This is a genomic window from Dechloromonas sp. H13, assembly GCF_009469615.1.
Taxonomy (GTDB): domain Bacteria; phylum Pseudomonadota; class Gammaproteobacteria; order Burkholderiales; family Rhodocyclaceae; genus Azonexus.
Map to the genome: position 1 here is coordinate 239,264 of NZ_SSXX01000003.1, position 23,271 is coordinate 262,534.

At 58.4% G+C, this 23,271-nt stretch carries 22 protein-coding genes; 9 read left to right on the top strand and 13 right to left on the bottom strand.

What is annotated here, in order from left to right; all coding sequences use genetic code 11:
- The first annotated feature begins 3 nt into the window (after positions 1-3).
- Both earP and efp read left to right on the top strand, forming a co-directional pair.
- Complete coding sequence (gene earP / locus GH660_RS09440) at positions 4-1,095, top strand: elongation factor P maturation arginine rhamnosyltransferase EarP (protein WP_153146410.1); 1,092 nt, start codon at positions 4-6, stop codon at positions 1,093-1,095.
- Between the two features lie 38 nt (positions 1,096-1,133).
- Complete coding sequence (efp, locus tag GH660_RS09445; RefSeq protein ID WP_153146411.1) at positions 1,134-1,691, top strand: elongation factor P; 558 nt, start codon at positions 1,134-1,136, stop codon at positions 1,689-1,691.
- A gap of 52 nt (positions 1,692-1,743) precedes the next feature.
- Here efp and nagZ read toward each other — a convergent pair whose 3' ends face one another.
- From nagZ to GH660_RS09465, 4 genes are all read right to left on the bottom strand, one after another.
- A complete protein-coding gene (gene nagZ, locus GH660_RS09450) occupies positions 1,744-2,763 on the bottom strand; it encodes a beta-N-acetylhexosaminidase (protein ID WP_153146412.1) in 1,020 nt (339 codons plus the stop codon).
- Positions 2,760-3,137, bottom strand: a complete 378-nt coding sequence (gene acpS / locus GH660_RS09455; RefSeq protein WP_153146413.1) for a holo-ACP synthase — start codon at positions 3,135-3,137, stop codon at positions 2,760-2,762. Before acpS ends, nagZ begins: the two co-directional genes overlap by 4 nt.
- The gene (locus GH660_RS09460) at positions 3,134-3,892 is read right to left on the bottom strand and encodes a pyridoxine 5'-phosphate synthase (RefSeq protein ID WP_153146414.1); all 759 of its coding nucleotides are present in this window, start codon (positions 3,890-3,892) and stop codon (positions 3,134-3,136) included. The genes acpS and GH660_RS09460 overlap by 4 nt, the downstream gene beginning before the upstream one ends.
- A gap of 105 nt (positions 3,893-3,997) precedes the next feature.
- Positions 3,998-4,309, bottom strand: a complete 312-nt coding sequence (locus GH660_RS09465; protein ID WP_153146415.1) for an addiction module antidote protein — start codon at positions 4,307-4,309, stop codon at positions 3,998-4,000.
- Between the two features lie 966 nt (positions 4,310-5,275).
- Here GH660_RS09465 and GH660_RS09470 point away from each other — a divergent pair.
- From GH660_RS09470 to GH660_RS09490, 5 genes are all read left to right on the top strand, one after another.
- Positions 5,276-7,387 (top strand): ATP-binding protein, encoded by a 2,112-nt coding sequence (locus GH660_RS09470; protein ID WP_194266278.1) that lies wholly within the window; start codon positions 5,276-5,278, stop codon positions 7,385-7,387.
- A gap of 4 nt (positions 7,388-7,391) precedes the next feature.
- Entirely contained in the window at positions 7,392-8,888 is a 1,497-nt protein-coding gene (locus tag GH660_RS09475) for a DUF2779 domain-containing protein (RefSeq protein WP_228276439.1), read from the top strand.
- A complete protein-coding gene (locus GH660_RS09480) occupies positions 8,878-9,897 on the top strand; it encodes a YafY family protein (RefSeq protein WP_153146418.1) in 1,020 nt (339 codons plus the stop codon). The genes GH660_RS09475 and GH660_RS09480 overlap by 11 nt, the downstream gene beginning before the upstream one ends.
- 111 nt (positions 9,898-10,008) lie before the next feature.
- A complete protein-coding gene (locus tag GH660_RS09485) occupies positions 10,009-11,094 on the top strand; it encodes a hypothetical protein (RefSeq protein ID WP_153146419.1) in 1,086 nt (361 codons plus the stop codon).
- A gap of 55 nt (positions 11,095-11,149) precedes the next feature.
- Positions 11,150-11,956: a hypothetical protein gene (locus GH660_RS09490; protein ID WP_153146420.1), complete on the top strand. Its 807-nt coding sequence runs from the start codon at positions 11,150-11,152 to the stop codon at positions 11,954-11,956.
- A 265-nt stretch (positions 11,957-12,221) separates the two neighbouring features.
- Here the strand turns inward: GH660_RS09490 and GH660_RS09495 are convergent, their stop codons facing one another.
- From GH660_RS09495 to GH660_RS09530, 8 genes are all read right to left on the bottom strand, one after another.
- Entirely contained in the window at positions 12,222-12,743 is a 522-nt protein-coding gene (locus GH660_RS09495) for an NADAR family protein (RefSeq protein WP_153146421.1), read from the bottom strand.
- Positions 12,744-12,881: 138 nt separating this feature from the next.
- Positions 12,882-13,145 carry a hypothetical protein gene (locus GH660_RS09500; RefSeq protein WP_153146422.1) on the bottom strand — a complete coding sequence of 88 codons (264 nt, stop codon included), beginning with the start codon at positions 13,143-13,145 and terminating at the stop codon, positions 12,882-12,884.
- Positions 13,146-13,215: 70 nt separating this feature from the next.
- The gene (locus GH660_RS09505) at positions 13,216-15,462 is read right to left on the bottom strand and encodes an ATP-binding protein (protein ID WP_153146423.1); all 2,247 of its coding nucleotides are present in this window, start codon (positions 15,460-15,462) and stop codon (positions 13,216-13,218) included.
- A 139-nt stretch (positions 15,463-15,601) separates the two neighbouring features.
- Positions 15,602-15,970, bottom strand: coding sequence for a hypothetical protein (locus GH660_RS09510; RefSeq protein ID WP_153146424.1), 369 nt, complete (start codon positions 15,968-15,970; stop codon positions 15,602-15,604).
- Positions 15,971-16,019: 49 nt separating this feature from the next.
- Positions 16,020-17,075 carry a hypothetical protein gene (locus tag GH660_RS09515; protein WP_153146425.1) on the bottom strand — a complete coding sequence of 352 codons (1,056 nt, stop codon included), beginning with the start codon at positions 17,073-17,075 and terminating at the stop codon, positions 16,020-16,022.
- Positions 17,072-17,728 (bottom strand): hypothetical protein, encoded by a 657-nt coding sequence (locus tag GH660_RS09520; RefSeq protein ID WP_153146426.1) that lies wholly within the window; start codon positions 17,726-17,728, stop codon positions 17,072-17,074. The genes GH660_RS09515 and GH660_RS09520 overlap by 4 nt, the downstream gene beginning before the upstream one ends.
- Before the next feature lie 465 nt (positions 17,729-18,193).
- A complete protein-coding gene (locus GH660_RS09525; RefSeq protein ID WP_194266280.1) occupies positions 18,194-18,958 on the bottom strand; it encodes an NADAR family protein in 765 nt (254 codons plus the stop codon).
- A 70-nt stretch (positions 18,959-19,028) separates the two neighbouring features.
- Positions 19,029-19,580, bottom strand: a complete 552-nt coding sequence (locus tag GH660_RS09530) for a hypothetical protein (RefSeq protein WP_153146428.1) — start codon at positions 19,578-19,580, stop codon at positions 19,029-19,031.
- 364 nt (positions 19,581-19,944) lie between these two features.
- On the opposite strand from GH660_RS09530, the gene GH660_RS09535 reads away from it, so the two are divergent.
- Positions 19,945-20,577, top strand: coding sequence for a hypothetical protein (locus GH660_RS09535; protein ID WP_153146429.1), 633 nt, complete (start codon positions 19,945-19,947; stop codon positions 20,575-20,577).
- Entirely contained in the window at positions 20,574-21,419 is an 846-nt protein-coding gene (locus GH660_RS09540; protein ID WP_153146430.1) for a Sir2 family NAD-dependent protein deacetylase, read from the top strand. The genes GH660_RS09535 and GH660_RS09540 overlap by 4 nt, the downstream gene beginning before the upstream one ends.
- A 122-nt stretch (positions 21,420-21,541) precedes the next feature.
- Here GH660_RS09540 and GH660_RS09545 read toward each other — a convergent pair whose 3' ends face one another.
- On the bottom strand, positions 21,542-23,260 hold the full coding sequence (locus GH660_RS09545; protein WP_228276440.1) for an ADP-ribosylglycohydrolase family protein: 1,719 nt from the start codon (positions 23,258-23,260) through the stop codon (positions 21,542-21,544).
- Positions 23,261-23,271 lie beyond the last annotated feature (11 nt).

Genomic DNA, 23,271 nt, shown 5'->3' on the forward strand with positions numbered 1-23,271 from the left:
AGCATGGCGCCCATGCAGCCGAATTGGGACATCTTTTGCCGCGTCATCGACAACTACGGCGACATTGGCGTCTGCTGGCGCCTGGCGCGGCAACTGGCAAACGAACATGGGCGGCGGGTCAGGCTGTGGGTCGACGACCTGCACAGCCTGCAGCCGTTGTGCCCGGAAACCGACGTCGCGCTGGCCGTCCAGGCGTGCCGTGGCGTTGAAATCCGCCATTGGGTCGAGCCGGTTGCGGTCGACCGCGTTGGGGAGGTCATTATCGAGGCCTTCGGCTGCGACCTCCCGGCGTCTGTCGTCGCAGGGATGGCCCGAAAGTCGCCCAGGCCGTGCTGGATCAATCTCGAATACCTGACGGCGGAAGCCTGGGCCGAGGGCTGTCATGGCATGGCTTCGCCCCACCCTTCCCTGCCGCTGGTCAAATATTTCTACTTTCCGGGCTTTTCGCCCGCCAGCGGCGGCCTGTTGCGGGAGAGAGGACTGCTGGCGGCACGCGATGCCGAAATGGCGCGACTTCCTCGCAGCGAGGGGCTCGACGTCAGCATGTTCTGTTACGAAAGCGCCCCGGTCGGCGAATTGCTCGACCTTCTCGCCAGGTCGCCGACGGCGGTTCGCCTGCATGTCGCGCCCGGCCAGCCGCTCGCCGCGGTCGCTGCGCGGTTTGGCGGCAGCGGACCGTGGCGACGCGGCGAACTGACGGTGATCCCTTTCGACTTCTTGCCGCAGGATGATTTCGACCGTCTCCTGTGGCGCTGCGACATCAACTTCGTCCGCGGCGAGGATTCCTTCGTCCGCGCGCAATGGGCGGCCAGGCCCTTCGTGTGGCAGGCGTACCGGCAGGCGGACGAAGCGCACATGGCCAAGCTGCGGGCCTTTCTGGCGCAATACGTGGCCGGGCTGGGCGCCGCCGGCGCGGCGGCTGCGGTCGACCTGTTCCAGGCGTGGAATTCCGGCCACGGTCTGGGCCGGGCATGGGAAAGCTTTCTGGCGGCGAGACCGGAGATCGCCCAGCACAACCGCCACTGGGCGGAGCGCCTGGCTGGCCATCCCGATCTTGCGGCGGCACTCGTCAAGTTCTGCGCGGGCAAGGTATAATTTAACGTTTTTCTTTTTCAGATCGTTGGGAATCCCGAATGAAGACCGCACAGGAACTCCGCTCCGGCAACGTCATTATGGTCGGTGCCGACCCGCTCGTCGTCCAGAAGACCGAGTACAACAAGTCCGGCCGCAACGCCGCCGTCGTCAAGATGAAGCTCAAGAACCTGCTGTCGGGCGCCGCTTCCGAAGCGGTTTACAAGGCTGACGACAAGTTCGAGCAGATCGTCCTCGACAAGAAGGAAGTGAGCTATTCCTACTTCGCCGATCCGATGTACGTGTTCATGGATGCCGACTACAACCAGTACGAAGTCGAAGCCGAAAACATGGTCGACGCGCTGAAGTACCTGGAAGACGGCCTCGCCTGCGAAGTCGTTTTCTACAACGGCAAGGCCATTTCGGTCGAACTGCCGAACAGCGTCGTCCGCGAGGTGATCTACACCGAACCCGCTGTCAAGGGCGACACGTCGGGCAAGGTCATGAAGCCGGCCAAGCTGGCAACCGGCTTCGAGCTGCCGGTTCCCGCCTTCGTCAATATCGGCGACAAGATCGAAATCGACACCCGTACCGACGAATACCGGAACCGCGTCAAGTAATTTGCGAGGACTCCGCAGGAAGAACGGGCAGCTTCGGCTGCCCGTTTTTATTTCAGGCCGTCAGTTGCGCGATGCTGTCGAGTGCTGCCCGATATGCTGGGTCGGCCCGGAGCGCAGCCCAATCGGCAGCGGGCTGCCGCGGCAGCAGGTTCTCGACGCGCGCCGCTCTGGCGGGATCGATTTCCGGCCGCCAGCCGGCGAGCACCTCGGCGACGGCATCCGGTGCGTTGCAGACGAGCAGCATGTCGCAACCGGCGCGATAGGCGGTAGCGACGCGCTGGAGCATGCCGCCGACGATACCGGCGCCGGCCATCGAGAGATCATCCGTGAAAACGACGCCTTCAAATTTAACGTCGTTTCTCAGGTAGTCGATCCATTTATCTGAAAAAACAGCAGTATTGCAGTCCATGCAGCCATAGATGACATGCGCGGCCATCACCGCGTCGAGCGACAGCTGGCGGTAGGGCAGCAGGTCTTCCTGCATTGCGTCGAGACTGCGTTCATCGACCGGCAACTCGACGTGCGAGTCCGGAATCACATACCCGTGTCCAGGGAAATGCTTGCCGCAGGAGGCCATGCCGCCGGCGCGCAAACCGGCGACCAGGGCGCCGGCCAGCGCGACGACCGCCTGCGGCTGGCGATGGAAGGCGCGATCGCCGATGACCCGCGACGGACCGTAGTCGAGGTCGAGCACCGGAGTGAAGGAGTAGTCGACGCCGAACGCGCGCAATTCGGCCGCCAGCACGTAGCCGACGTCATGGGCGGCAGCGGTCGCGGCGGCCGGCTGGCTATTCCAGAGCCGCCCGAGGGCGGCCATCGGCGGCAGGCGGGTGAAGCCTTCCCGGAAGCGCTGCACCCTGCCCCCTTCGTGATCGACGGCGATCAGCAGGGCCGGCGCACGCAGGGCGTGGATTTCGGCGGTCAGCGCCGCCAGTTGCTGCGGATCGGTGTAGTTGCGCGTGAACAGGATGATGCCGCCGACCAGCGGATGGCACAGACGTTCGCGATCGAGGTCGGTCAGCCGGGTGCCGGCGATGTCGATCATCAGCGGCCCGAGAGGGAGTTGCTTCATGCGCGCTCCAGGATGACGTAGGCGATGGCGTAGTCGGCTTCATCGCTGAGGGAGAGGTGGGCCTTGAGGCCCTGGTTTTCGACCATTTCCGCCAGTCGACCGCAGAAGGTCAAGCACGGCTTGCCCAGTTCGTCGTGAGCGACCGCGATGGCCGGCAGCACGGCGGGCGGGCGGACGCCGGTGCCGAGGGCCTTGCTGAAGGCTTCCTTGGCGGCGAAACGCTTGGCGAGGAAACGTCCCTTGTCGGCTGCCGCGGCGAAATCGGCCCGTTCCTGCGGCGCCAGCAGCTTGTCGAGCGCCTTTTCGCCATGGCGCTCCCACATGCCCTGCAGGCGCCTGACGGCGACGATGTCGGTGCCGATGCCGTGGATCATGCCTGGTGCGGATTCGCCGCTTCGCGCATCAGCTGCTTCATCTCGCGCACCGCTTCGCGCAGGCCGACGAAGATGGAACGGCTGACGATGGAGTGGCCGATGTGCAGTTCACGGATGCCGGGCAGGCTGGCGACCGGTTGCACGTTGTAGTAGTTGAGCGCGTGACCGGCGTTGAAACGCATCCCGAGTTCGCGGATACGCTGGCCGGCGGCGCGAATCTTGGCGAGTTCGGCGACGACCGCCGGTGCTTCGGCATCCCGTCCACGTGCATGAAAAGCGTGGGCATAGGGACCGGTGTGAATTTCGCAGACGCTGGCACCGATCCGCGCGGCCGCCTTGATCTGCGGAATCTCGGCGTCGATGAAGACGCTGGTGACGATGCCGGCGTCGGCGAGACGGGCGATCACATCCTTGAGGCGGGCTTCCTGGGCGACGATGTCAAGGCCGCCCTCGGTCGTCACCTCATGCCGGCCTTCCGGCACCAGCATGGCCATTTCGGGCTTGAGGCCGCAAGCAATGGAGATCATTTCGTCGGTTGCCGCCATTTCCAGATTGAGCTTGACCTGGGTCAGCTCGCGCAGGCGACGCACATCGGAATCCTGAATGTGGCGCCGATCTTCCCGCAAATGGACGGTGATGCCGTCGGCCCCGCCGAGATGGGCCTCTACCGCGCCCCAGACCGGATCGGGTTCGTAGGTGCGGCGCGCCTGGCGCAGCGTGGCGATATGGTCGATATTGACGCCGAGTTCGATCATAGTTCCTGCAACTCTATGGTTATACGGCGCTAGGCCGTGTATTTATTGGATATGTAAGACTTAAACGTTTTATAGCTACTCATCTGGCTACTCGCCACGGCCTTGCTAGGCTGCCACCAGGTGGTCATCGCCAGTGGTTGTATGCAGTTTGATCTTCAGTGCCTTGATGACTTTCAGGATCGTCGAGAACTCCGGATTACCGGCCGGCGACAATGCCCGGTAGAGCCCTTCGCGGGTCAGTCCGGTAGCACGGGCAAGCTGCATCATCCCCTGCATCCGGGCAACGTCATTCAGCGCAGCGCGAACCACGCTGCCATCGCCGGGGTCTTGGTCGAGGCAGGCGTCGAGATACAAGGCCATGTCCGCGTCGCTCTGAAGGTGAGCGGCTGGGGCCCAGCGGGTGAACTTTTCAGTCATGGCTTCCACTCCTTAGAAAGGTCAATAGCGCGCTTGAGGTTCGCATTCTTGATTACTCTTGTCTCCGCCGGCCAGCAGTCAAACGATTTGTAGCCTTTTCACCGAGTTCGATGGGATCACGCTGTGTTATCCATTGACACAAATTTTGCACACGCCGTCGCTATCCGGCCCTTAACGATCCGTCACGAACTGATCGACGTGATCAAACTCATCAGAGTACCAGATCGAAAAGCGTTTTTCGAACTCACTCTTGGGGACTCTGATATCAATAACGCGTGGCGGACGCTCTGCATCCTCAACACCGTGCAAGCTTACGGTTCCGTCTTTGCTGTGTGCAACATCCAAAATTCAGGATGAAAACACAAATCAGCTACTGTAAACCGACCCTAGCTCGGCAGGCCAATCTAAGCGTCGTTCCGGCAATAAGGTTCAGATACCGATCGGCTTAAGAGCGGGTGGGAGGCACCCCACCTTTTCCCTTACGTCCACATTTGGCCACAGCAGCCATTGGCCTGAGCCATTCAATCGGGGGGGCAATTCGCTGCTTACCTGGCGTTCCACCTTGAGTGGTTACGAGCGGCAGCTTCCATTTCTGGCGAATGCGTACTCCCGACCCCGAGTAGCCGAACAAGCAGCCCAAGGCTCAGCGGCAGGTTTCGGCGTGGAGCGGTCGCGAAGGGTGCCGACCCACCGACAACAACTCGGGATGAGCATTCATCGGGGCGATGCAGCTCCTGGCAAGGGGCGGGAAGATTCAATCTGTTGTTTCCGATTCTGTCTTGGCCGCGAGCCAAACATTTCGATGATCTCGCGACACAAGCTGTCACCGTGGCTGAGAACATCCATCCGCGATAGAAAAAGTAGCGGGGCCGGCCAGCCAGAAATTTGGCGCCTCCTCATGAATCACGCCGCAGCATTTTCCGGCGGCATCAGTCGGTAACTTCAACATCATCACAGGGGATGCATATGTTCGATTTGCCCGTAGCCATCTGCAAGACCAGGTCAGCGCTGCCAAAATCGGCCGAGAACCTCGCCAAGTTGTGGCTCTACCGTGCCATGGTCAAACTCGACGGCAAATCACGCATGATCGGCGCCTTCGGCTGGGAGAGCCTTGGACTGGTTCATTATCTGGGGGTCGATGGGTGCGTCGATGAAAAAAGCGAACCGGTTTTCGCGCTGCTGGAGTCGCGTTTAGGCGAACTGCTCGCACAGTTCGAGCACAAGCGGATGCGCAAGGCCCCGCCAGCGGCCCTCGAGAAAAATGTCGAGCGCCTCGGCAAGGCGCTGCGTCTCTCTCCGACCGCACGAAAGCTCCTTTGCTTCACGCTGATGATGCAAAATGTCCGCAGAATTGCTAATGGCATGGAAATGCTCGCCAATTTATCGACCAGCGATCTCTATCACTCACTTTCGATGATCCTTGGTGTGCGGGAAGGCACTGTGCGCCGGGAGCTGAGTCATACGAGCCCGCTTGTCGTCAGCGGATTGCTGACCATCAAACGGCGCGAACATGTCAATCTGAAGGAGAAATTGAATACGCTTCCAGGCGACTTCGCCGAACGGATGATGATTGAAGCCGGCAGCACGCAGGATCTTTTTGAAGACGTATTTTTCAGTTCCCCCCCGGCGACACTGGACAAGAAGGACTTTGCCCACATGCAGGCGCAAATCGACATCCTCTTTCCGCTGTTGCAAAGTGCGCGTAAAAGCCGCCTGACGGGAATCAACATTCTGATCTATGGCCCCCCGGGCGTTGGCAAGACCGAGTTCGCGCGGATCCTGGCTCGCGAAACCGCCTCAGTCCTGCATGAAGTCGCCAGCGCGGACCGTGAGGGCGAGCCGATCGATGGCGAGGCACGCCTCGGCGCATACCGTGTGGCCTTGAACCTGCTGGGATCGTCTAAAAACCTGCTGGTTTTCGATGAAGCGGAAGACATCTTTGGCCGCGGCGATACGTTGTTCGCGCCACCCAGTGTGGCCCAGTCGTGCAAGGCATGGATGAACCAGACGCTCGAGAACAACCAAGTACCGACGATCTGGCTGACCAATGCGATCAAGGGAATCGATCCTGCATTTATCCGCCGCTTCACGATGGTATTTGCGATGCCGCCCCCGCCGCGCAACCGAATGCGCAGCCTGGTCCGGGAGATTGCCGATGACATGGTGCCCGAAGCAGCGATTGCCCGGATTGCCGATGCCGAACATCTCACCCCGGCCGTTGTCACCCGGGCCGCCAACGTGTTGCGGACCGTGCATGACGAATTCCTGCCGGCCCAACGGGCAAATGCGTTGCGCCTGCTGATCGATGGCGTGCTCGTTGCGCAAGGGCATGCTGGACTGCCCACGCTGGCAGCAAACGACACGCTGGCGGCCTACGCACCGGAATTCGTGGCAGCGGACGCCAACCTGAACGACATCGCCGCTGGCATTCGCCGCTCCCGGCGTGGCCGGCTCTGTCTGTATGGCCCCCCGGGCACCGGCAAGACGGCCTTCGGCCGCTGGCTGGCCGAGGAAATCGGCGCCCCCCTGCACGTCAAGCGCATCTCGGACATCCTCTCCCCGTATGTCGGCATGAGCGAACAGGGGCTGGCCGAAGCGTTTCGCAGCGCGTCGGAGGATCGCGCCGTCTTGATGCTCGACGAGGTGGACAGCTTCCTTCAGGATCGCAACGGGGCTCGCCACTCCTGGGAAGTAACACAGGTCAATGAAATGCTGACCCAGATGGAAGCATTCGAAGGCGTTTTCATTGCCTCGACAAACCTGATGGACAATCTCGATCCGGCGGCAATCCGCCGCTTCGACCTCAAAATCCGCTTCGGTTACCTGCATCCGGCCCAAGCCTGTGGTCTGCTGGAAAGCTTCTGCCGCGCGCTTGGCCTGGCCACTCCGGGTGCGCCTCACAAGGCGCGCCTGTCGGGCATCGGCAACCTCACGCCGGGCGACTTTGCAACCGTTGCGCGCCGGCACTGCTTCAGCCCGATTGCCGGCCCCGGAGAATTCATCGAGGCTTTGCTTGCCGAGGCGCGCCTCAAGAAGGACGGTCGCATCCAGTCCATCGGTTTCGTGGCCAATGGGTGAAAATATGCCGACAGAAATTAAAGGAAGAAAATTGCACGGACTCTCCAAATCTAAAATCATGGCCTACCGCCAGTGTCCAAAGCGCTTGTGGCTGCAGACCTTCCGGCCGGAACTGGCGACCGAGTCGCCCTTGGCCCGCCTGGCAATGCAGAGTGGCAACCGCATCGGCGAGGCCGCGCGAAGACTCTATCCTGACGGCATCCTGATCGACACGAACGACCTGCGCGCCGCCCTTGAGCAGACCCGCGCGGCGCTTGCCGATCATCCCGAAAAACCGCTGTTCGAAGCCACCTTCGAGCATGACGGGGTTCTGATACGCGCCGACGTCCTCGTCCCCGGCAGGAACGGAGCCCAACTGATCGAAGTCAAGGGATCGTCTTCCGTCAAGGACTACCACGTCGAGGATGCGGCGATCCAGGCATGGGTCGTACGGGCAACCGGCTTGCCGCTCACGTCGGTTCAGGTTGCCCATGCTGACAGGAATTTTCGTTACGCTGGTGGTGGTGACTACACAGGGTTGATCAAGCCGCAGGAGGTGACCCGAGCGGTCGACAGCTTTACACCTCAGATCGCGGGCTGGGTCACGGCAGCGCGTGCAACGCTGACTGGCGCTGAACCAGGTATCGTCTGCGGGCCACAATGCAGGGATCCGTATGAATGCCCTTTCCTCAAACATTGTGCCGCCACTGAAACAGATCCCACCGAGTTCCCCATCGACGAGCTATACCGTGCGCACCCGAAGCACAAGGCTGCCCTGCGCGCCGCCGGCTACTCGGACATTCGCCAGATCCCCCAGCATCTCCTGAAATCGGAGAAGCATTTGCGTATTCGCGAGGCAGCGATCACCGGCCGAGCCTACCTGGACGACGTAGCCGGCTCGCAATTGCGGGCAGCGCCCTACCCCCGCCATTACTTCGACTTCGAGACGATCGCGGTCGGCTGCCCAGTCTGGCCGGACACGGGGCCACATCTTGTAATTCCCTTCCAGTGGTCCTGCCATACGGAAACTGCGCCCGGCGTGCTTGAGCACCGCGAGTTCCTCGCGACGGGCACTGAGGATCCGCGGCGAGAATGCGCCGAAACGCTGATCGCGGCACTTGGCGACGAGGGGCCGATCTATGCCTACCACGCGCAATTCGAAGCATTGCGGCTCCGCGAACTGGCCAAACAGATTCCCGACTTCGCGGATGCGCTGACCGGAATCGCGAACCGTCTGAGCTGCCTTGAGAAGATGACTTTGGCAAGTTACTATCACCCTGACATGCACGGCTCCTGGTCGCTCAAGCGCGTCCTGCCGACCGTTGCCCCACACCTTGATTACGCGAACCTTGCCGTCCGTGACGGCGTCCTTGCCCAGGAGGCCTTTCTGGAAGTGATGGAACCGCAGACCGGCGCCGAGCGGCGCAGCGAACTGCGCCGCCACCTGCTCGACTACTGCGGGCGAGATACCGAGGCGCTGGTGCATCTGGCGCGCTTTCTGGAGAGTGCCAATGCCGGCTAACTCGACAGATGGCGCCATCGCGCGCCAATGGGAAGTGCTGAAGATCATCCCTTCAGCCCGTTCCCCGGGCCTGAAGCCATCGGAGTTCCAGAATGAGTTGAGCGAGCGCGGTTACATTGTCAGTTTGCGCACCGTACAGCGCGATCTCAAGGCGCTTGCCGAGGTCTTCGACATCGACTGCGAAGCCGGCGAAAAAAACGAAACCCTGTGGCGTTGGCAAAGTGGCGCCAAGCTCGATATCCAGAGCCTGGAACTGACCGATGCGTTGACGCTCCGTTTGATCGAGACCTCCCTGCGCCCACTGTTGCCGGCCAGTGTACTCAAGGCGCTCGAACCACGCCTCCAAAACGCCGCCGAGAAGCTCGACGCCGTGAACCCGCGTAACGCAGTCAGCGGCTGGGCCAACAAGGTGGCCAGCGTACTGCCGATGGTGCCCTTCATCCCGCCAAAAATCGACCCGGCGGTGCTCGAAACGGTCCAGGACTGCCTGCTCAAGGACTTCGTCATCACCTGCCGCTACCGCAGCGTGGCAGCGGATAAGCCCAAGGAGTTGAAGTTGCATCCGCTCGGACTAGTTCAGCGCGGGCCGGTTACCTACCTGATCGCCACCGCCTTCCACTACGAGGAACCGCGCCCGTTTGCCCTGCACCGCATGAGCGGTGTCATGAACACCTACGAAGACGTGAAGCGTCCGAAGGGGTTTTCTTTGAAACAGTTCATCGACGACGGCGGGATGGGATTTGGTGAGGCAAAGCCAATCAATCTTGTGGCGAGAATCTCACCGATGCTGGCGCGGGAACTCGAGGAGACCAAGTTATCGGCACATCAGAAAATCCGGCCGGACGGGGACTGGTTCCGGATCGAGGCGACTGTTCAGGATACCTGGCAATTGCGGTGGTGGCTTGTAGGTAAGCTGGAAGACTTAATTGTTCATGAGCCGACAGATCTTCGAGAAGAAATATGTAATAAATTGCTTGTTGCAAAAAATAACTATAAATATGAGCCTTAGGCGAATCTGGGTAGTCATGAACGACAACATCTAAATATAAGATGCTGCTATACACATTCAATTTGTCCACCCAATTCTGAAATCAATAAATGCACTCTCTAGAAAGAAACCATGTCTAATTTGCGCGATGTTATTCAAGAAGCTATCAGAAGCAGGGAACTGGGTGAAATATTCACATCTGATCAAGTAAAGGGGTACATTTCGTCGAAAGAGCATCTTAATGATCGCTATACGCTTAAGCATATTGGAACTATTTTAGCCAACTTCTCAGTAGGTCCCGGCGAAAGACGTGGTAATTCTGTCACTACCCCTAACGACGCCCTGTTTATCAGACTCAATCGCGGACACTACTCGTTGAATTGTGATGACTATGAGGATGATGGTGATGAATTGGCATCGGCTCTCCTAGAGGGACGGGAATTTAGGTCATCTAAACAACCGAATGCCAACTCGACAGCAAGGGATATTGCCTTAAAAATGGTCGATTACCTCAGAAATCGGCCTTTTCGATACCTTAAGAAAGGGCTTGGCCGATCATCCGATTATTGGGTACCTAGCATTCCAGTTGTTGGCTGGCAGCCCCGTTTAGATGCATATGAATGGAATGGAGATAATTGGAACGAAACAAAGTCAATCCTGAAGGATTTCGAGGATAGGCTTGAATCAATGCTAGCGTCCACAGTGATCTCTGCTGATAGCGCCCTCAAAATATATGATGACATACGAAAATGGGGAAACCCAAACGGGACAAGACGAAATGGTGACGAGATAGTCGCACACCTTGAAGCATTGCGAAATGGAGAGATTACAGAGGTCGATAGCACTCTCACGAAAGTTTACGCCCTTGCCAGACCTGAGGAATATGTAATTTACGATTCGCGAGTTGCGGCTGCCATACTGACCGCCGCTGAGTATATGTATCCAATGCGAACCAAAGACAAGACAAGCGTTGATACGGTAGAAGTTTTCCGGAATGAATTTAGCGCGCTGGGCGTATATGGCGGCATGGGGGGAACAAGACCCAGAGGTTATCGATACAAAAATTGGCCTGTCGCCTATCGGGTAATCCAAGCTCAGATCGACGCTAACCGCCTATGCAAGGAGATAAAAACAATATTGAATGATAAAAAGGAGGGGGGGAGAGACACCTGGACCCTTAGGGAGGTTGAAGCCGTTCTATTTATGGAGGGTTATTAAATCCTTCTGCTATTCAACGGCAGATTGTGGGATTTTATAATCATAATTAATTTCGTTGAGCAAACCCAATAAGAGCGATATCTTGTTAGGACAACTTCCCAAGGTGACCTGCCCAATTTGGCTGTCTGATGTTTCAACTGGCACGATGCATCGCTCCGAATTTCCACTGATGAAATTGCTCGGAAGTTCTTTTTATTACCCGTCATCGGCCTTTGACGGCGATCCCGTGAAGTTCCTCGCGGGAAATATCCACAGTTTCATCTACGCGGACTATGGACGCTCCGAGGCAGAATTTCTGCAAGCATTGGCTAATCCAGGATTTCTCGGATACGAAGCTATCGCAGCGCGCTCAGTCTCCGCTCAGGAACTGAATTGGCCTGAATTTCCGACACACCTTGACGGAAGTTCCACCCGTGGAGAATTTGGATTGATCAAAGAACTCGGGTGGATAGAGCAGCCATTCTGTGCATGGATAATTTTTCAACGTTGTAGTGACCGGCCTCCCAGCCATGGGCCATCACGTTTCAGCCTGCTCTACCTTTGTGCCGACGGCGCTGCCGCCTATCAGGCTCTATATGTTGCAAACTCAGTTGCTCCGAAGGCCATCGCCGTGATTCAACCGGGGCATGGCTTTGGGGGTAACTGGAGCAATTTTGAAGACCCGAACCAGATTCTCGCCCGAACTGTCGAAAACAACCCCGCCGGGAAACCAAAATTTCTGCTCTATGGAGGAATCGGCTCGCGTGACCGCTATCGCGAGCCATGTTGGCCGGAATACGGAAAACACATCTGTTTTCTCGAAAAGCACGATCGCGGCACCATCGGCGTCTGGGGCTTGAGCGCCGGGGAGAGGAGGCGCTAAGGCTATTGCTGTAGCGCTGCATCAATCGGGGTGACGGCTGGGTATCGGGCTCCAGCGCTACCGCCAGTGCTCGGTCGGCCAGGCAGACTATCAATCCCGACTAGACCAGAACAATCAAGCCGACTCTTGCCCGGCGTTCAGGTGCCGCCTCGCGCCAGCGGCGCTCAAGGCAGCGCAAACCAATTCGTATTCCCTGATCATCGCGTTTCTCTCTTTTGCTGAAGACAACGCGATGATCCAGGCTCCCGCGACAATACACGTCGCGCTACACCCCCTGCTGCTCGTTTGCCAGTTCCTCCCGGATCTTCATCCACAGCTTGCCCAGCTCATTGCGCCCAACCCAGCCCATCGACCGGGTTCCATCGGGCAATTCATTCTCGACTTTCGCCATCCCCCAGAACATCCCGCTGCCACCCTTGCGTCGCGAGCAGTCCTCAATGATCAGCGCATCCTTGGTGCCGAGGAGTCGCCGCTTCAGGTCAGGATGGGCACTCAGCTTGAGCAGGAGGCACTCCCGCATACGCTCCAGATCCTTGACCTCCTCTTCCTCCTTGGAACACCTGCCTGCAATCAGCTTCTTGTACTTTTTGGCGGCCATCTTTGCCGACATGGGTGATTTCTGATCCCTGATTTCCTGCTGCACTTCCGGGAAACCCTCATAACGCATGCACTGGAACAGGGCTTCAGCTGTCTTGTACCACTGGTTCTGGTACTTCACGATGTGTGGGCTCATATTGCCCAGCCAGCCGTAGGGCAAGTCGACCTTGGTGAATGCAATTTCACTCATTCCATTCCTTTCTTTCGTGGAAACGTTGTTTGAAGGGTATCAGTATCTCAGACAAGACGACAGCATACGTCGCGTGCCAGCAAACGCATTGAAATGCCTCGAATCGGCAGCTGCCTAGGGCGAAGTCGGCAGCAGCTGCTACCTGTTACGTGGGGCAATGTCCTCCGGCGCCACTCCGCGCAAACATCCGCGCAGCCAGACCAGGCAATAGCCGCGCTGCACATTGGTTTTCGCGGCCCAGACGGCCTGTTCGTCGGTGAGGAGTCCGCGGCGGCGGGCGTCATCGACGGAGTCGATCAGGTTGCAGAGTTCGCCGTCGGGAATGACGACTACCTCACCGCGTTCCGGGTCGTTGAACAGGAGCGGCTTGACCGTGATCCAGCGACAGGTTTCTTTGTTCATTGCTTCACTCTTTGACCGGTAACGAATTGCGATGCCTCAATCTGCGCACACCGGGGATGCCTTCCGGCGGTCATGCGACAAATCCGATGGGGCGAGACCCGCCGGCCGGCTTGATCCGACATTCGGCCTCGAGTTCTGCCAGAAACTGCTCGGGGTCGGGATCGATACCGATCAAGGCCGCCTGGCGCCTGACGACGGCGAAGTCACCGGGCACCAGGGTTGCAAGGGCGTTCAGGCGATCACGCAAACGCTGGTCAAGGCTTGACTCATTACCGGCAAGTGCTTCGTGCACGAACATGCGCACCCGTTGTTCCGGGCGCATGGCCTTGAAGGCAATCTTGAAAGCGAAGCGGCGCAGCGCGGCGACGTCTATCTGGCCGAACAGGTTAGTGGCGCAAATGAAGACCCCATTGAAGCGCTCCATCTGCTGGAGCAGTTCATTGACCTGGCTGACCTCCCAGCCCTTCTGAGCCTGCTCGCGGTTCCTGAGCAGGCTGTCGGCCTCGTCGAGGAAGAGAATGGCTTGCTGGGCATCCGCCTCTTCGAACATTGCTGCGATATTCTTTTCAGACTGACCGAGCCATTTGCTAAGCAGGTCGGAAGCGCGCTTTGCAAGCAGCGGTTTGCCAAGCGCTACGGCAATGTGTTCGGCCAGCGCCGTCTTGCCGGTACCGGGCAGTCCGTAGAAACAAAGGCTGGAGGAAGGTCGGCGAGCCAGGCTGGAGACGATCTGTTCAACGCTGTAGCGGCTGTCGATATTGAGATAGTCGAGCGAGTAGTGCGTGACACCGGACCGGATCTCGTTGCGTGGGCTTTGGCCCGTTGCAGCCTGATATTGACGGATGACCCGGGACGCCAGGCGCTCGGCACTTTCACCGTCAAGCCCCCCTGACAGCGAAACCACCTTCGCTGCGCTTTCGAGAAGGGCCGGCGTCAGCCCGGATTCATGGGCCATCTGCTCGATGAAGCCGTTGCTGACCGGGGTGTTTTCAAGATAGCGCTGGGCAATGCGGCGGCGCACCGCGACGGGCGGGGTGCGAATTTCCAGGTGGTACGAAAAGCGCCGCAGGTACGCCCCGTCCAGTTGATCGATACGGTTGGAGACCCAGATCACCGGCACCTCATTGGTTTCAAGCGCCCGGTTCATCCAGGCCTTGCCGGCTGGCGGCAGGCGCCGCCGTGATCCGCCGGATTCTGTCGCACCCCGCCCGGAAAACACATCCTCGATCTCGTCGAAGAGAATGATCGCGCCCCCCTGCCGGGCCAGGAAGCTCTGCGATATCTTCAACGATTCGATCCGTTCTTCCGGCGCGACCGGGAAGCCTTCCGGCGTACTGCTGGCGACTTCGTAGAGTCTCGCCCCCACGGTGTTCGCCAACAACTTGGAGAACTCGGTCTTGCCGGTTCCCGATTTCCCGTAGATCAGGATATTGACGCCGCGAGTGCCAGCCTCTCTAGCGCCGCTCACGTATCGCTTCAGTGCGGCAAGGTCGTCCGCCAGATGCGGGTAGTCCGCTTCACCAAGTACGCCATGGCTGGCCGGGACAATGAAATTGCGCATCATCTCTTCCATGGAATCATGTGGTTCACACAGGTATTGCTTGAACCAATCCTCAAGGACGATGGTGTCACCGATGGTCATGGCCACCCGGTCAATGCCGACCAATCGGAAATACGACAACGGAGCGCCTGCCTTGAGTGCCTTGGCAACCTCGTTTTCCGGCGCCTGGATCAGCATGCCGATGAGACAAATGGCGTCGCAACTACTGGCGATCCTGATGCCGTGGAGTGCGCTCTGAACGAGGGCGTTCTGGGCCGAGCAGGCGGCGAGGTGAAGGAGTTTGCATTCCGTTTCCGTAAGATCGAGCAGGGAACGGAGCATCCCGATATTCTTGGCGATCGGATCAACACTGGAGGCAAGTCGCAGTTCGAGGGCCGAAAGTGACGACCGCAGCATCCGGTGGAATTTACGCGGGTCGGCCATCCGGAATGCCCTGAGGAGACGCATTGCCTCCGGGTCGTACTCGCAGGCGAGTTGCCGCCATGCGTCCGAGGGTCTCATGGCTTCCAGGGTGGCACGGCGCTCGGGGTCGCTATCGAAGCATGCGAGATAGCCTGTCATGGCGGCTCTAGACCAGCGCATGAAGGGTCCGGCCAGTTTCAAGAAGAGTTCGTCGTCCTGGCTGAGCAGGTCGCCCCGGATTTCCCCCGCGGCCATGCGCATCGCCCAGATGGCGGCATGGAGGGCTTGCGCGGAATCAGTGGCGACGGCCCCGTCAATATAGAGGGATGCCCTAAGGCGGCGGTAGTTTTTCAAGATGATTCTCCCTGGATTGTTTCGGGTGGAGAATCATTGCGTCGGACCGCGACAATTTATGTCGCCATGGAAATTGCGTGTCATTCCTGGAGCCGGGGCAAGGAAGCCTTGCCCCGGTCAGGCCAGATTCAAGGAAGGCTCAAACTGCCTCGCACCCTCCGCACTCCCTCAGGAAGAGGATGTACTGCCTGGTCCAGTCGAGCATAGTTTCGACATACTCGGCAGCTGCCGCCTCGCTCTCGCCATCCGAGTCACCGGCCTTGTCGAAACTTCTCGCCGCATCGAGCTCGAAATAGGCCTTGACGATTCCGAACTCCAGGCGACGCTCTAGCATCTCCGCAAGATACTCCGCGTCTTCGGCCTCCATCGAGGGGTATGACGGAAAGCCTTCATGACAGATCATGCGAATGCATTCACACAGGCCGATCCAGTAATCGAGGCTGTAGAAAAAGATCGACTCGCCGGACGGCGATTTCGGGTTAAGCCCATTGAATTGCTGATCAGACATACACGCTCCTTTGTTAAAAATGGTTGCGGGGATAGATGGTGGCCAGTCCTCAGATTCTGGACAACAGGTCAAACTGCACGTTGGTCGCCTTTCCGATGGTTGCTGTCCGCTCCGAAAAGGTGTGCTGAAAGGTCGCCTTTCCCTTCTCGAAGAGAACGATCCCGGGGTTAAGGAATTTCCGCTCCTTTCCATTCTTGGAAAAGTAAATTCTCTGCCCGACCTGCACGTTGAGGAGCATCTGCCATCCGGAATCGACATTCAACCGACCTAACCCCATTTCTCCGTCATCCAGGACAAGTTTTCCTGCCAATGGAAGTCGGTGGCCGCCCATGATTCTCGGCATCGGGTGCCGGATCTCGTAGCATTCATCGACGTCCCAGCCATTGTCCTTCCCGAAGCAGGCCATGTATTCCTCACTGGCTTTGGGTGTTACCTGAGCCGCGCGTGCTATGGAAAATGCCGTGCCCGTGATAAGTGGATTGACGATCGCCGTCAGTGCGGCCAATCCCCACAACGCCTCCCGCCAGGCAGAGCCGATATCGACCGGGCGACCGATGGTCCTGGCCATCAAGCGCACGTCGTCATACCATTTTGGATTGAAGACGACCTCTCCGTCGACCTCGACGTCAGTCATTTCACCCCGGTTCCGGTAGCGCACTTTCGTCACGCGCACAGCAAAGGCCTGGGCCGGCTCGTCCAATGCGGCTACGATGCGCCTGGTCTTCTCGAAATCGTCCCGGGCCTTTTCAAGTTGATCGGCCACCGTTTCGGTGATTTCGGCTCCCGTCGAGGAAATCACTGTATTGACCTTGTCCGTATCGACATCAGCCTTGATCAACATGATGATCAAGCCATCTTCCTCAGCAACAGAAATGACCTGGTGCGTCCTGATCAGTCCACCGTTGTACTGGTCGGTCCTTGAGTGGTGGCGGTCGCCCTCCAAGGTTGCCTGAGCGGTAACGAAAGTGCCGGTCACCTGCTCAAGCGCGGCGGTCTTGGCGTTTTGCAGCGCGTCATCGACGGTCTTGCCAAACCCGGTAGCCATGACTTCAGCTGACTGGGCGCTGGTCACTGCCAAGGACAACATGAGCCAGAGCCATTTCATTGCAGTGCCCCTCCCATCATTCTGGAGACTTGGCGCGCCGCGCCGATCGACTCACGGCTCGCCGTCAGCTCGACGCTAACGCTAGCATCGTCGAAACTGCGCCGGGTGACATAGATACCCTTGAGGATTGCCGAACTGCTGTCATGAATGCGCTCGGTCAGCACCGACGCGATGCGATGCGCCTGCCGCGCCTTTTCCGAACGAACGGAGTTGCCTTCGCTACCGCCATCCGCAGCTTCACCATCTTCGGCGCCCGTGCCGTCGGCAGACTGGGCTTCTGAAGACTGAAAGGTCTTACCGTAGCTCCTGGCAATCCGCGTGAGCGTTTTGGAGGTCCGGACATCGCTGCTCAGGAACTCGGCGACCGTCCGCTTGGCGCGCATGCTGGCAATCATCAACGCGGTCTCGCGGGCACCCGGCGAGTCCTCCGTGAGGCTCGCGGTACCCAGGGCAGTGATCCGTACCCAGTTGCCCTTGGCATCGAACATCAGATTCAGGGTTCCGCTTGATTCCTGAAATGCCGACTCAGCCAGCGGAATCGCGCCTCCATCCTGCCTTCCGGATCTTTCCGGGGCAGCGGGCGGTTGCTTGCCGCCGGTACTTGAACACGCTGTCAGAGCAACGGCCAGAATCAATGCAAACAGTAACTTCATGATGGTTTCTCCAAAGAATTGATCGCAAGAACGTGAACTGAGAAGCAGCGTGGAGCACGACGAGAAGTGGCACTACGACAAGATAGTGCCGCCATGCGCGACATTTTGTGTCGCGTTAAACGCCGCCAGCGTTAGCCTCGCCCGCTCTTCCAGGAGTGATGCTGCTCAACAATTTGTAGAGTGGCAGTCGCTGTTGTCCTTTCGGGCAATCGGAGGTGTGTCGGGAGTGATAGACACGCCATTGCGACAGCAGATCGTTCCAGTGGAACGGGTCATACCAGAGTGGTGACATGATTCAACCTCCATGTGGTCTGGGTTGGGCGTTACTGGATTCATTTGGTGAAGCCATCCTTCAACCCATGGCAGCAACGGATTGATGCCGATGTTCCGGCGACGATTTTGCGGACACCGGCTTCGATCAGATTTGGGCGTAGGGCCCTGTAGGATGTGAGCCAGCTCCCGCCTTTACGGCCTCAGGGCATTAACCATCTCCGTCGTCCGAATACCTACCTGGCGGACGTGATCACGACGATCTTTCGCCTGGATCGGCTGGCCCAGGAATTTGAGATCAAGATGCTGCGGGGGCGTCAAAGTCCTGAGGTGCTCATTGTTGTCACTCAACAATTCGTCCCTCAACTTCATCAACAACTGGCCCATATGGTTTTTACCAACAAAACCATCGTTGCACGCCAGCACACCCCAATACTCGTTTCTGGTTGAGAGCATGTAGATCGTCTTGCCCTCGGTGGATCGGAGCAACCTTCCGAATTTGACCCAATTCCACAGCAACTTGGTTTTGAGGCAAAACTCCATTATTTCCAGCTGATTCTGCCGCCAGCGCTCGCAGGTCTGATCACGAAAAGCCTTGCTTGCAGCGAAACGCCGGGCAGATATTGGGTGCTCCACCGAGATCGTGGCCGCCTGGATCATTGCAGAGCGATAGCGCAACCCTTGGAAGAGGTGTTCTGCGGTTGGCATGCGGACGCCATTGACCGCAATCGGATAATCAAGATTGAGATTTGACAGGCCACCCAGATTTTCATCGGGGTGATTGAAAGTGACGTAATTAGAGTTCATGCGATTGCCTCCAAAGAAAACGGACATTGAAAGTATTTGAGCGGTAGAGATCGAGTTGTTAAAGAACAGCGTTGCAGTAACGCCATTCAAAAGCATGGCGCGACGTTTTATGTCGCACCAACAACCACAACCCGCACAAAGCAATCGCTTCAATCGAGTTTGCCGTGATAAATGAAGAGCCATATCAATCTCTGCAATGTGAGAGCGCAGAGAACCAATCGCCCTACCCGATTCGGCTGACCAGGCGGACGAGTTCGATTGTGGGCATCCCTTTCTCGAACGACTGCTCGACAAGGCCGACCAGATCCGGCCGGGTCACCAAGGTCCAATTGACCCATGCAGCGTGGAGCGACCAGCTCGGGGAAATCAGGAGATATTCGGCTGACACAGCGACCGCAAAGCGATCCGGAACGCGGCCAGCGAAACGTTTCACCACCTCAAGGAAAAAGTGAAACGCGTTTCCGTCGTTCTCGACTGAAACAACCCGAACCAGGACGAGGCACCCCCTTTCCTTGTATATGCAACAGCGCCCGCGCAGTGCGCCGATCATCCGCTGGCGCCTTCGCTCACGCTTTCCGATTCGCTGGCTGTTTGTTCCGGCAGCAGGATCTACTTCGGGTTCATGCATGACGTCTCCCACAGAGACAACCACCTGGGAGCCATCGGCTGCCGGGCAGGTATCTGCCAGCGTGTACCCCGGTGTGCCGTTATCCCCCAATTCAGGTCGCAGCCAATGGCCGTTGCGCACGACGGTCGCAGTTTCAAAAATATCCATAGCATTTCCATCCATCAAAAAAAATGACGAAAAAAGCTGATCGCTGATTTGTCGAGCAGCGAAAATTCAGCGGACCCAGGATAGAAGTCATGGACGACATTTTGTGTCGCCTAGGTCCTTCAGAATGCTTTCAATCGCCCCAAATGCAGTAGGAAAGCAATGGCAGACACGCAATGCCCAAAGAGAAATGCCAGGAGATTTTCCCCACATGTCGAGATTTCGCCCCGATGGCTGATGCCGATCTTTTGCGTCACCTTTCGGGTGCCGGTTGCTACCCCGTATATATCGAGAAATCGCAGACGACGCATCTTGTCGCATAGCTGAGCCATAGTGTTCCCAAACGCTACAAACCAGAGAATGCTTCGTGAAAACAACCTACAAAAACAGCCGAGTTCGCCCACGCTACCAAAAGGACTTTCTACAGTGGTTCCGAAAAAGCCGGGCCCTTTTTGACATACCTGTTCGTCTTGTCCGGCGCACTGACCAGCGTATCGAAATGATTTTCCCAAGACTGACCCCTGACATTTCTGTTCAACTCACCCGTAATGAGTTGATGGTTCTCGCCCAATCTAAAGGCGAGCACTTCGATATGTTGGCTGACTTCGGGATTGCCCCGGAACGTCGAAATGGGGGCTATATCTGTAATTTTTGCCCGCCGAAGTATCAGGTGCTTCACACAACTCTCTCCAGCATGAGGCTGACGGAGATATATGAACCGTTTCTCAAGTGGGTCAACGAAATGCTTATGACCGCCGGTTGGATAAGGTTCTATAAGAGCGCTGGATGCTTTGGTGCCGATCTGATCCACAAGGAAGCAAGAATGGAGCTCCCCACGCCGGGCGTACAACTGCTCACACAACTCAAGAATCTATCCGGTGAGCCCATGTTCAACCCAGAAAGCGATGAAATGACAACTTGGGCAATCCCGCTCACTCCAAGCAAAGTAAAAGCCAGTTCCTCCAAAAACTTGAACTCCGTAGTCCATAGAAGCCAATGAATGAGACTGAATTTTTCCGCGCAGCCGAATACATCGCACATGCCGATGCATTGCTGATTACGGCTGGCGCCGGAATGGGCGTTGACTCCGGATTGCCCGACTTTCGTAGCAGAGAAGGTTTCTGGAAGGCATATCCGGCGCTTGGGCAGGCACGGATTGCCTTCGAAGAAATTGCCAATCCCAATTATTTCCATACGAACCCAGCGCTTGCCTGGGGGTTCTATGGTCACCGACTGACACTGTACCGCCACACCGAGCCACATTCTGGGTTTGCTCAATTGCGCGCAATAGCCGCCGGCTTACCTCACGGCGCATTCGTCTTTACCAGCAACGTGGATGGCCAATTCCAGAAAGCGGGATTTAAAGATGCGCAGGTACTTGAATGCCACGGTTCAATTCATTGGTTGCAATGCCTATCTCCAGCCTGCAACGAGAACATCTGGCTGGCAGATGGGTTCAAGCCGCAGGTTGATACAAGCGTTTGTCGCCTGATAAACCGCCCACCAAGCTGTCCAATGTGCGGTGGCGTTGCGCGACCCAACATCCTGATGTTCAACGACTGGCACTGGATCGAAGAATTGGCTGTTATCCGCCAAGAACGCCTGAGCGCTTGGTTATCCAAGGTCGAGCGGTTGGTCACCATTGAACTTGGCGCAGGCAAAGCAATTCCAACCGTTCGGCGCTTTGGTGCATCAATGAAAGGCCCGCTCATCCGCATCAACCCGACCGATGAAGCGATTGGTTCCAGTCGAGAAGGTGTTGCTATTCGCTTGGGTGCCCTGGATGCTCTGAACGGAATTGCCGACGCCTTAATTGAACGTGGGTTTCTGAGCGCAACCTGAGAACGGGTGTTGGAGTTGCTGGTCGCTTGCCTTCCGAGACACGCCCCGGACAAATGGAACAAACCAGCAGGTGCCTACCAGTGGCCGCGGAGCCAACATCGACGGTGATCTGCCAGTCACCACTATCGCTCAGGATTGCGCCTAAAGCCGCCAACTAAGTTGCCGGGATAGCGATCGACCCAATAGGCCCACTCGCCAAGCCTCGCTGGATCATCGGGCCGGCGATCACCGATCGTCCACTGCGGCCAGCTCAGCAGATCGTCGGCCACCGCCGTGATGACCTCGCGAAGCTCCAGCGGCTCCAGCCAGCGCGGCGGAATGGCTTCCACCCCATAGAGCGCACCGAGCAGATTGCCGGCAATTGCTCCAGTTGAATCGCTGTCGCCGGTCAGGTTGACCGCGAGCCTCACCCCTTCCTCGAAACTGTTGCTGCGCAACGCGCAATAGATGGCGATGGCCAGCGCCTCCTCGGCAACCCAGCCCTGCCCCAACTGGCGCAGGTGGTTGTCGCAGTCGCCGGAATCCTCTACCAGGCGCACAGCCAGATTGATGGCCGCCAGGGTTTCCTCATGGTCGTTTCGTGTTTTCAGGATGGTCCTGGCCTCGTCGAGTGCAGCCGGCAGCGATGCGCCTTGAATTACGCGGACGATGAGTACTGCCAGCACCCCGGCCGCATGCTGCCCGGCCGGATGGCCGTGGGTAATCCCTGCCAACTGGCAGCCGAGATCGAACGCCGTTTGGGCATGATCCGTAGCAGCTTCCTCCTTGCCGCTGACAAACAACCCGACCGGAGCCATGCGCATCACGCCGCCGCAGCCCTTGCTGTCATTGCGGGCCTGTTCATCGTGTCGCACCATCTTGCACAGGGTAGTCAGGCAGGTGATTCCCGGCGCCCGGCGGGCAAACAGCGGCCCATGGCGGATCAGCCAGCCAGACTGAACATCCGGCGTCAGCCGCGATTTGTCGCCCTGCGTGACTAGCCAACGCTGATAGGCTTGTGCCACGCCGGTCTGGAAATCGGGATCGCCGCCCGACAGTCGCGCCCGGTTAGCGGAACGTAGCAGGCCTTCCGCAGTGAACAAGGTCATCTGGGTATCGTCGGTGATGGCCCCCAACTTGTTAGCATACGGCACAAAGTCGCGGATGCCGGCAGCGCCGAATTGCTTGAGGATCGCCGTGACATCCATGAACTCGACGGGCGCGCCCAATGCGTCGCCGACGGCACCGCCCAGCAAGCATCCCCGATAGCGGGACAGGAGCAATGGATCGACCGGGTACTGAGGTCGCGGGAGGATGGATTCAAGCGGTTTCTGGCGCAGCACGTACTCCTCCTGGCGGCGGTTTTCGATGGCGCCCGGACGTGCCGCGCGAACCCGGCGCATTGCCGTCGCCGGCACTTCGCCAAACTCGACCAGCAGGCGGGCCGCGACCATGCCGGTACGGCCTAGGCCACCCCGGCAATGGATGACGATGCGCTCGCCGAGCGCCAGCCGCTCGCGCACCTGCGGCCCGATGTTTGCCCAGGCCCGCTCCCAGGTGCCGCTGGGCACCGCCCCATCGACAATCGGCAGGATGTAATGCGTGATGCCGGCCGGCAAGCCCTGCTTCATGCGCGCGACGCCCAGATTCTCGAACTCGTGCGGCTCGATCAGGCTGAGCAGCGCAGTGGCACCCCACTCGCCGATGACTGCCAGGTCAGCGTCGAGATCGCGCGCCCATTCGCCGGAAACGCTGCTGATGACCTGTTTGCCCGGACACAGAGTCATGCCAATTTTCCCGCCGAGAGAATTGACCTGGATGCTGTCAATGCGCAGGGTATCGGTCTGGCTGGTTTGTTTCATGGTGAACTCCC

Excerpts from the sequence above, each read along its gene's own strand:
- GH660_RS09515 (WP_153146425.1), bottom strand. The coding sequence starts at position 17,075 with ATGAAATGGCTCTGGCTCATGTTGTCCTTGGCAGTGACCAGCGCCCAG.
- acpS (WP_153146413.1), bottom strand. The coding sequence starts at position 3,137 with ATGATCCACGGCATCGGCACCGACATCGTCGCCGTCAGGCGCCTGCAG.
- GH660_RS09520 (WP_153146426.1), bottom strand. The coding sequence starts at position 17,728 with ATGAAGTTACTGTTTGCATTGATTCTGGCCGTTGCTCTGACAGCGTGT.
- nagZ (WP_153146412.1), bottom strand. The coding sequence starts at position 2,763 with ATGAAGCAACTCCCTCTCGGGCCGCTGATGATCGACATCGCCGGCACC.
- GH660_RS09500 (WP_153146422.1), bottom strand. The coding sequence starts at position 13,145 with ATGAACAAAGAAACCTGTCGCTGGATCACGGTCAAGCCGCTCCTGTTC.
- GH660_RS09460 (WP_153146414.1), bottom strand. The coding sequence starts at position 3,892 with ATGATCGAACTCGGCGTCAATATCGACCATATCGCCACGCTGCGCCAG.
- GH660_RS09495 (WP_153146421.1), bottom strand. The coding sequence starts at position 12,743 with ATGAGTGAAATTGCATTCACCAAGGTCGACTTGCCCTACGGCTGGCTG.
- GH660_RS09540 (WP_153146430.1), top strand. The coding sequence starts at position 20,574 with ATGAATGAGACTGAATTTTTCCGCGCAGCCGAATACATCGCACATGCC.
- GH660_RS09530 (WP_153146428.1), bottom strand. The coding sequence starts at position 19,580 with ATGGATATTTTTGAAACTGCGACCGTCGTGCGCAACGGCCATTGGCTG.
- earP (WP_153146410.1), top strand. The coding sequence starts at position 4 with ATGGCGCCCATGCAGCCGAATTGGGACATCTTTTGCCGCGTCATCGAC.
- GH660_RS09465 (WP_153146415.1), bottom strand. The coding sequence starts at position 4,309 with ATGACTGAAAAGTTCACCCGCTGGGCCCCAGCCGCTCACCTTCAGAGC.
- efp (WP_153146411.1), top strand. The coding sequence starts at position 1,134 with ATGAAGACCGCACAGGAACTCCGCTCCGGCAACGTCATTATGGTCGGT.
- GH660_RS09485 (WP_153146419.1), top strand. The coding sequence starts at position 10,009 with ATGTCTAATTTGCGCGATGTTATTCAAGAAGCTATCAGAAGCAGGGAA.
- GH660_RS09480 (WP_153146418.1), top strand. The coding sequence starts at position 8,878 with ATGCCGGCTAACTCGACAGATGGCGCCATCGCGCGCCAATGGGAAGTG.
- GH660_RS09545 (WP_228276440.1), bottom strand. The coding sequence starts at position 23,260 with ATGAAACAAACCAGCCAGACCGATACCCTGCGCATTGACAGCATCCAG.
- GH660_RS09470 (WP_194266278.1), top strand. The coding sequence starts at position 5,276 with ATGTTCGATTTGCCCGTAGCCATCTGCAAGACCAGGTCAGCGCTGCCA.
- GH660_RS09510 (WP_153146424.1), bottom strand. The coding sequence starts at position 15,970 with ATGTCTGATCAGCAATTCAATGGGCTTAACCCGAAATCGCCGTCCGGC.
- GH660_RS09475 (WP_228276439.1), top strand. The coding sequence starts at position 7,392 with ATGCCGACAGAAATTAAAGGAAGAAAATTGCACGGACTCTCCAAATCT.